The 7,259-nt window shown below is 67.5% G+C and carries 7 protein-coding genes; 5 read left to right on the top strand and 2 right to left on the bottom strand.

Annotation, left to right across the window (positions count from 1 at the left end):
* Nucleotides 1-1,209 (top strand): hypothetical protein (locus EB084_16065; protein ID NDD29774.1); only part of this gene is annotated, 1,209 nt, incomplete at its 5' end.
* An 84-nt stretch (nt 1,210-1,293) separates the two neighbouring features.
* Nucleotides 1,294-1,767, top strand: coding sequence for a hypothetical protein (locus tag EB084_16060; GenBank protein NDD29773.1), 474 nt, complete (start codon nt 1,294-1,296; stop codon nt 1,765-1,767).
* A 9-nt stretch (nt 1,768-1,776) separates the two neighbouring features.
* Here EB084_16060 and EB084_16055 read toward each other — a convergent pair whose 3' ends face one another.
* Nucleotides 1,777-2,262 carry a DinB family protein gene (locus tag EB084_16055; protein NDD29772.1) on the bottom strand — a complete coding sequence of 162 codons (486 nt, stop codon included), beginning with the start codon at nt 2,260-2,262 and terminating at the stop codon, nt 1,777-1,779.
* 169 nt (nt 2,263-2,431) lie between these two features.
* Here EB084_16055 and EB084_16050 point away from each other — a divergent pair, with 169 nt between their 5' ends.
* Together EB084_16050 and EB084_16045 are read left to right on the top strand one after the other, a co-directional pair.
* On the top strand, nt 2,432-4,021 hold the full coding sequence (locus EB084_16050; GenBank protein ID NDD29771.1) for a radical SAM protein: 1,590 nt from the start codon (nt 2,432-2,434) through the stop codon (nt 4,019-4,021).
* 33 nt (nt 4,022-4,054) lie between these two features.
* Entirely contained in the window at nt 4,055-4,900 is an 846-nt protein-coding gene (locus tag EB084_16045) for a methyltransferase domain-containing protein (GenBank protein ID NDD29770.1), read from the top strand.
* A gap of 13 nt (nt 4,901-4,913) precedes the next feature.
* Here EB084_16045 and cysC read toward each other — a convergent pair whose 3' ends face one another.
* The gene (gene cysC / locus EB084_16040) at nt 4,914-5,459 is read right to left on the bottom strand and encodes an adenylyl-sulfate kinase (protein NDD29769.1); all 546 of its coding nucleotides are present in this window, start codon (nt 5,457-5,459) and stop codon (nt 4,914-4,916) included.
* A gap of 184 nt (nt 5,460-5,643) precedes the next feature.
* Here cysC and EB084_16035 point away from each other — a divergent pair, with 184 nt between their 5' ends.
* The gene (locus EB084_16035) at nt 5,644-7,200 is read left to right on the top strand and encodes a carbon starvation protein A (protein ID NDD29768.1); all 1,557 of its coding nucleotides are present in this window, start codon (nt 5,644-5,646) and stop codon (nt 7,198-7,200) included.
* Nucleotides 7,201-7,259 lie beyond the last annotated feature (59 nt).

The following is a 7,259-nucleotide window of genomic DNA, read 5'->3' as shown; positions in this document are numbered from 1 at the left end:
TACGACGAGGAGGCCCTCTGTCAGGCGCCCCAGGAGCGGCTCTACATCCACGGCCACTGGCAGGAAGGGCTGTGGCCGGAGAGCGGGGCCACCGCCGACGATCACGCCCAGCTCGATCGGTTCCGGGCCGACATGGAGCGCTGGCGCTCGTTCAAGACACGCGACGGACGACCGCCGTTCACCCTTCCCATCGCACTGTCGAGCACAGACGAGCGGGTGCGCGCCCTCGACCAGACATCGATGGACGCCTGGCTGCGCAACAACGGCTACACCTCAGCCCGCCTGCGCTGGTTCGTGGAATACGCCACCCGCGACGACTTCGGATGCACGCTCGAGAGCACGTCGGCGTGGGCCGCAATCCACTACTTCACCAGCCGGGTCGACACGGCGCGAGTCGCCTCGAACGGCACGTCTGACTCAGACCCGGTGCTCACCTGGCCAGAGGGGAACGGACACATCGCGCGCTGGCTGAGAGAGCGCGTGGGCACCTCGCGCATCCAGACCGATGCCCTGGTCTTCCACGTCGACGTGACCCCGCGCGACGTGGTGGTCGACTGGTTCGACGGGCACGACGTCAGACGCGTGATCTGCGACAGCGTGGTGCTGGCGATGCCGCGCTTCGTGGCCGCGCGCGTCTGCCCCGCCTACGCCACAAGCGCGGGAGAGGCCATCGCGGCCTTCACCTACGCGCCGTGGGTGGTGTCGAACGTCGAGGTCGAGCGCGTGCCCGAGAACCGCACGGCCGGCATCGCCCCTTGCTGGGACAACGTGATCCATGCCAGCGACACCCTGGGATACGTGGTGGCCACCCACCAGTCGCTGCGCACGGTCGAGGGGCCGAGCGTGCTCACCCACTACCGCCCCCTCACCCGCGGAACGCCCCGCGACCTACGCCAGGCGGCGCTTCGCGCCCCGTGGACCCGATGGCGCGACGAGGTTCTCGCCGATCTCGCCATCCCCCACCCCGGTATCGAGCATCTGGCGCAGCGCATCGACATCATGGTGTGGGGCCACGGAATGGTGCGTCCCACGCCGGGCTTCGTCTGGAGCGCGGCGCGCGCCTCGGCGGCCCGCGCGCCGCGACGCGTGGCCCTGGCCCACACCGACCTGTCGGGTGTGGCGCTCTTCGAGGAAGCGCAGTTCTGGGGGGTTCGCGCGGCCCAGCAGATCATGCGCGAAGCCCGTCACCCCTTCGAAGCCCTGGCCTGAGCCCTCAACGAGCACGGGAGGGACGGCCGCGCCTCACCCCGAACCGAACGCACATTCCGCTCGAGGCGCTCCGAGGAGACCCGCATGCCCGCCTACCCCTGTGCCGAATGCAAGACCACGGTCGATGTCCGCGACTTCACGTGCAAGAAGTGCCAGACCAAGACCCCGTTCTCGTGCACGAAGTGCAGCAAGCGCATGGGTCCGATGGACATCTTCAACGCCGATCAGGTGACCTTCCAGAAGCCGCTGTTCTGCAACGCCTGCGGCCCCGACGTGCAACCGATGAAGTGTCCCCACTGCGACACCGACGTGTACAAGGCCAGCGGGGTGGCTGACGACGGGGTCTACTACCACCCGGAGTGCTACAAGTCGGTGGTCATGCAGAAGAAGGTCACGCCGGCCCTGCGCATCGGCCTCGCCATCTTCCTGGGCTACTTCAGCTTCTCGCAGTTCCACTTCCACACAAAAGGCGAGATGCTCCCCATCTCCCTGTGCGTGGGCGTCATCGGGGCGGTTGCCGGCCACTGGCTCGGTGGCCTCATGGCCCCCCGCCGCTGAACTGAGGCCTCAGCCCCAGACCGGTGGCAGACCGAGCTGCTTGCGCACCACCGAGAGCTGCCCTCCGTGAAAGCCCTCGTGCCAGATGTGACTGTCGACGAGACACCCGAACTCAGGGGCGAACTCGGCCAGCGCCCCCTCCACGGGGCGGATGAGATCGGCGTCGGTGAGCTCGTGAAGGGCCGCGAGGTAGCGCTCGTGCGCCTCGGCCAGAACGACCAGCGCCTCGTCGCGATCGGGCCAGCGGGCCGCGTCCGCATCGGGGCCACCGCTGACGCGCTCATCCCAGGCGGTCAGCCGACGCTTCTCGCCGCGCCCCATGCCCACGAGCGCCCAGTCGTCTGCGACGGCCAGGTGAAGGGCAATCCAGGCAGCGTGGTTCTGCCCCGGGAACCCCTGCCAGGTCCACCGTTCCGGGGGGAGGCTTGCGAGAAGACCGAGCGTCATCCGACGCGCCGTCTTCAGCGAGGCGCACAGCTGTTCCACGCGTTGCATGGAGGGGCGCTTCCTCGAGCGCAGCGGCGTTCCTGCAACAGCCCTTCCCGTGCACGGGAACGGGGCACCCGAACCCGTCGCGTCTTGAAGGCGCCCCCGATTTCTGCTACCCTGATGGAGTTGAACTGGGACAGCCCCCACCCCCTCTGTCCCCCGTAGGAGCAGCGAGATGAAATGGTCTCTCGACCCGGTACTCTATACCTCCGCAGGCGCTGAGGTCGACCGGCACTATCAAGACAAGATGGCCCAGCAGGCCCGATCGCCCGTGCCCACCGACCCTACCCTGCCTCGGGTCTCGCTGGTGGTCGGGCCGTCTCCCTTCTCGATGATGCGGGGCTGGGAGTTCTTCCTCACCGCACCGTTCGAGGGCATCAGCTACATCGCCACCGTGTTGCACAACGCGGGCTACCCCGTGCGCATCATCGACGTGCGACATCGCATCGACCCGCTGCGCGAAGCCTATGACGAGATCATGGAAGGCACCGACTGGCTCGGCATCGCGACCTTCGAAGACAACTACCCGTTCGTCGAGGAGCTCATCGCCCTCGTGAAAGACGCCCGTCCCGACCTGCCCGTGGTGCTGGGGGGGTCACTGGTGACCTCGGTTCCCCACGTGTTCATGAAGGAGACCCGCGCCGACGTTGCGGTGATCAGCGAGGGTGAGCTCACCGTGCAAGAGCTGCTCGAGGCCTACGTCGCGGGCACCACCGAGCAGCGCCTCCCCCACATCCGCGGCATCTGGTATCGCGATGGTGAGGGCAAGGTGCATCGCAACGCCCCGCGCGGCCAGATGACCGATCTCAACTCGGTGCCCAACATGAACCTCTCGCTCTGGCCACAGGCGAAAGAGGCACGTGGCCTGCAGCCCCAGATCATCGCCTCGCACAGCCGCGGCTGCAAGATGGATTGCTCGTTCTGCTACCGCACCACGCCGCAGCTGCGCGAGAAGTCGCCGGAGAAGCTGCGCGCAGAGCTGGCCTGGCTCAAGTCGCAGTACGACGTCAACTTCGTCTTCTTCGTCGACCTCACGTTCACGTCGAACAAGAAGCGCACCCTCGAGATCTGCAGCGTCATCGAAGAGTTCGACATCGGATGGACCTGTCTGACCCGTTGCGCTGACGTCGATACCGAGGTCATGGCCGCCATGGAGCGCTCCGGCTGCGACATCGCCCTGTTCGGCGTCGAATCGCTCAACCCCGGCATCTTGAAGCAGGCGCGCAAGGGCTCGAGCGAGCACCTCGCCAGTCGTGCCATGCACCTCTCGTGGGACGCGGGCGTGCGCTTCGGCGGCCTCATGATCGTGGGGCTCCCCGGGGAGACCGAAGAGTCGCTCGAGCACGCCTGCCAGTGGGCCGAGCAGCACAACAGCATCACCCGGGTGAAGTACCTGTCGGCCATGCCGGGCACCACGGTCTACTTCGATGGGCTGCGCAAGGGCATCATCAAGAGCGAGGTCGAGCATCTGCGCTGGCTCTCGGTCGAGCAGGCCCTCGTGCAAGACGAGTTCCTCAACTACAACGGGCTTCCCGAAGAGGTGAGCCGACGCGCCTACAAGCGCCTCTACAACGCCTACTCGCCCGGCCCGGTGATGGACTTCAACCACTTCCCCGAGCACTTCCAGTACTTCGAGCCGGATGCCCGCAAGAGCTTCGAGTGGCGCGCAAAGTTCAGCTCGGCGTCGGCACCCGTGGTGCCGGGCGTCGATCGCTTCAAGAACCCCGCACTGGCCCCCAGCCAGCGCGTTCTGCAGCGGGTCTGACAGAGGGCGCACGCCCGCCCCGGCGTCGGCCCGATGCGTCTTCCCAAGCGGCGTTGCTCAAATCAAGCAACGCCGTTGTCACACCCCACACACATCACGGAAAGGCCCCCCCCGATGAACCAAGCACCCCAGACGAGCGAGCGCGAGCAGAGCATTCAGAACCAGTTCTCGTCAAGAGCCCCCATCTACGACGGTTCGGCCGCCTGGATCAGCGACCCCGGCATGCTCGCGCTGTACGTGAAGCTGTGCCAGGTCAGCCCCGACGCGACGCTGCTCGACGTCTGCACGGGCACGGGCAAGGTGGGAGGCAGCTTTCGCGGACGGGTGAAGACCCTCGTGGGCGTCGATCTCACCGAGGGCATGCTCGAGAAGGCCCGCGAGCGCCTCGACGAGGTGCACGTCGGGCGCGCCGAGGCCCTGCCCTTCCCCGATGAGACGTTCGACATCGTCATCATCCGCCAGGCGCTGCACTTCGTCGACACGCCGGTGGCGGCGCTGCGCGAGATGCGCCGGGTTCTCAAGACGGGCGGGCAGGCCATCATCGGGCACCGCGTCCCCTATGGCGACGTCGACGCGGCCTGGTGGGAGAAGGTCAACCGCGCCAAGCAGCCGCTCATCAAGCACCTGCTCCTCGACCACACCCTCGTGGCGGCCATCGAGGAGGCTGGCTTCGTCGATCTGACCCCGGAGAACTACTACCTCTGGGAGTCGATTCCGCACTGGCTCGATTCACCCGAGGCCCGCGCTGGCGGCAACGACGTGCTCGCCTTCTACCAGAGCGCCCCCCCGGAAGCGGTGGCGGCGCGGGGCATCGAGATCGGCGAGAACGAGATCCGAGACCGCTGGCGCTGGCTGCTCGTGTCGTGCTGGAAGCGCTGACCGGCGGCGCGGCTCACGCCTCGATGGGGGCGTCGGTGGCATAGCCGAGTCGGGCGAGGCCATCGAAGATCTGGTCGAGGCAGACCTCGATCGACTGCGTGTCGGTGTCAACGACCAGATGCGGTGACACGGGCTCCTCGTACGGATCGTCGACCCCCGTGAAGCCCGTCATCTCACCGCGCAGCGCGCGGGCGTACATGCCCTTCACGTCGCGCGCCATGCAGACCTCGAGCGGGCAGCGCACGTGCACCTCGACAAACCCCGTCACCGACGCGCGCAGCGCGTCGCGAACCGCGCGGAACGGCGAGATGCACGCGACCACGACGGCCACCCCGTTGCGCGCGAGCAGATCGGCCACAAAGCCGATGCGCCGCACGTTCTCGTCGCGATCGTCTCGCGAGAACCCGAGCCCCTTCGACAGGTGGGTGCGCACGATGTCGCCGTCGAGGCGCTCGACCTTCTGTCCGGCGGCGCGCAGGCGCTGCTCAGCCGCCTCGGCCAGGGTTGACTTCCCCGAGCACGGCAGGCCGGTCATCCACAGGGTGAATCCTCTGCGCAACGGGTGCTTCTCCTCGTCAACGTGATGCCATCGTGCGCGTGACGCGCGTCCCTCCGCCGAGGAAGTTCGCCCTCGCGCTTCGAACAGCCCTGCATATCCCTCTGGAAGCGCGGCCGAAGCCGCACGTCCAGCAATCCTTCCGAGTAGAGATCGGCCTTTTCAGCCGTTCTCCCAGGAGCAACCCATGGTGCGCATCCCCCGAGCACTGGCAGAACGCGCCACCGCAATCGTGCTGAGCCTCACGGCCGCCCTCGCGCTGGGAGGCATCGCCATGGGGCGGGGTGAGTCGGTGAACGCCGCCTGGCTGCTGCTGGCGGCGCTCTGCGCGTACACCATCGGCTATCGCTTCTACAGCCGCTTCCTGGCGACCCGCGTGCTGGGGCTCGACGACACGCGCGCCACCCCGGCCGAGGTGCACGAAGACGGCAAGGACTTCATGCCCACGCACAAGTGGGTGGTCTTCGGCCATCACTTCGCCGCCATTGCCGGGCCCGGCCCCCTCATCGGCCCCGTGCTCGCGGCCCAGATGGGCTATCTGCCCGGCCTGATCTGGATCGTGGTGGGCGGAGTGCTGGCCGGCTGCGTGCAAGACTTCGTCGTGCTCTTCTGCTCGGTGCGCCGCGACGGCCGCTCGCTGGGGCAGATGGCCAAGGACGAGCTCGGCCCCATCGCGGGATATACCGCGCTGACCGGCATCCTCGGCATCATCATCCTGCTGCTGGCCGTCATCGGTCTCGTGGTGGTGCGCGCGCTGGCCGAGAGCCCCTGGGGCACCTTCACCATCGCGGCCACCATTCCCATCGCCATGCTCATGGGCGTGTACATGCGGTGGATCCGTCCCGGCAAGGTGGAAGAAGCCTCGCTCCTCGGATTTGTGCTGGTGGTCGCAGCCGTCGTGGGAGGGGCGAAGGTCGCCGAGGTTCCCGCACTCGCTCATCTCTTCACGCTGTCGGCTCCCGTGCTGTCGCTGCTGGTCATCGCCTACGGCTTCGCCGCCTCGACGGTACCCGTGTGGCTGCTGCTGGCGCCGCGCGACTACCTCTCGACCTTCGTGAAGATCGGTACCATCGGGCTGCTGGCGGTGGGCCTGCTGGCCGTGCATCCTCCCGCGCAGATGCCCGCCCTCACCGCCTTCGCCTCGAACGGAACGGGTCCCATCTGGGCGGGCAGCCTCTTCCCGTTCTGCTTCATCACCATCGCCTGCGGCGCCATCAGCGGATTCCACGCCCTCATCTCTTCCGGCACCACCCCCAAGATGCTCGAAAAAGAGTCGCAGGCGCGCCTGGTGGGCTATGGCGGCATGCTCATGGAGTCGTTCGTCGCCGTCATGGCCCTGCTGGCGGCCTGCAGCCTCACACCCGGGATGTACTTTGCAGTGAATTCGTCCGCCGCGGTGGCGGGCACCACACCCGCGGCAGTGGTGCGCACCGTGAGCGACTGGGGCTATCCCATCACCGAGGCTGAGATGGATGCGATGGCTCAAGACGTGGGCGAGAAGACGCTGTACGCGCGCACCGGGGGCGCGCCGACCCTGGCGCTGGGCATGGCGCGCATCCTCGCGTCGGCCACCGGGGGATGGGGGCTCGCCCTTCTCTACCACTTCGCCCTCATGTTCGAAGCCCTGTTCATTCTCACCACCCTCGACGCCGGAACCCGGGTGGCGCGCTTCATGCTGCAAGATCTGCTGGGGCACGTCTGGCCGCCCCTGGGACGGGTGCTACGGACTGCAATGCGCCCCTGACTGAGGCTGCCTGCTGACGGGTCACTTCCGGACTAGCGCTCATCGAGTGCCAACTCCTT

The sequence above is a fragment of the Pseudomonadota bacterium genome (assembly GCA_010028905.1).
In the GTDB taxonomy this organism is placed as follows: domain Bacteria; phylum Vulcanimicrobiota; class Xenobia; order RGZZ01; family RGZZ01; genus RGZZ01.
This window is presented reverse-complemented; position numbering and strand designations above follow the sequence as displayed.

Bases quoted from the DNA above. Each gene is read 5' to 3' on its own strand.
- EB084_16035 (NDD29768.1), top strand. From the start codon at position 5,644: ATGGTGCGCATCCCCCGAGCACTGGCAGAACGCGCCACCGCAATCGTG.
- EB084_16060 (NDD29773.1), top strand. From the start codon at position 1,294: ATGCCCGCCTACCCCTGTGCCGAATGCAAGACCACGGTCGATGTCCGC.
- EB084_16050 (NDD29771.1), top strand. From the start codon at position 2,432: ATGAAATGGTCTCTCGACCCGGTACTCTATACCTCCGCAGGCGCTGAG.
- EB084_16055 (NDD29772.1), bottom strand. From the start codon at position 2,262: ATGCAACGCGTGGAACAGCTGTGCGCCTCGCTGAAGACGGCGCGTCGG.
- EB084_16045 (NDD29770.1), top strand. From the start codon at position 4,055: ATGCGTCTTCCCAAGCGGCGTTGCTCAAATCAAGCAACGCCGTTGTCA.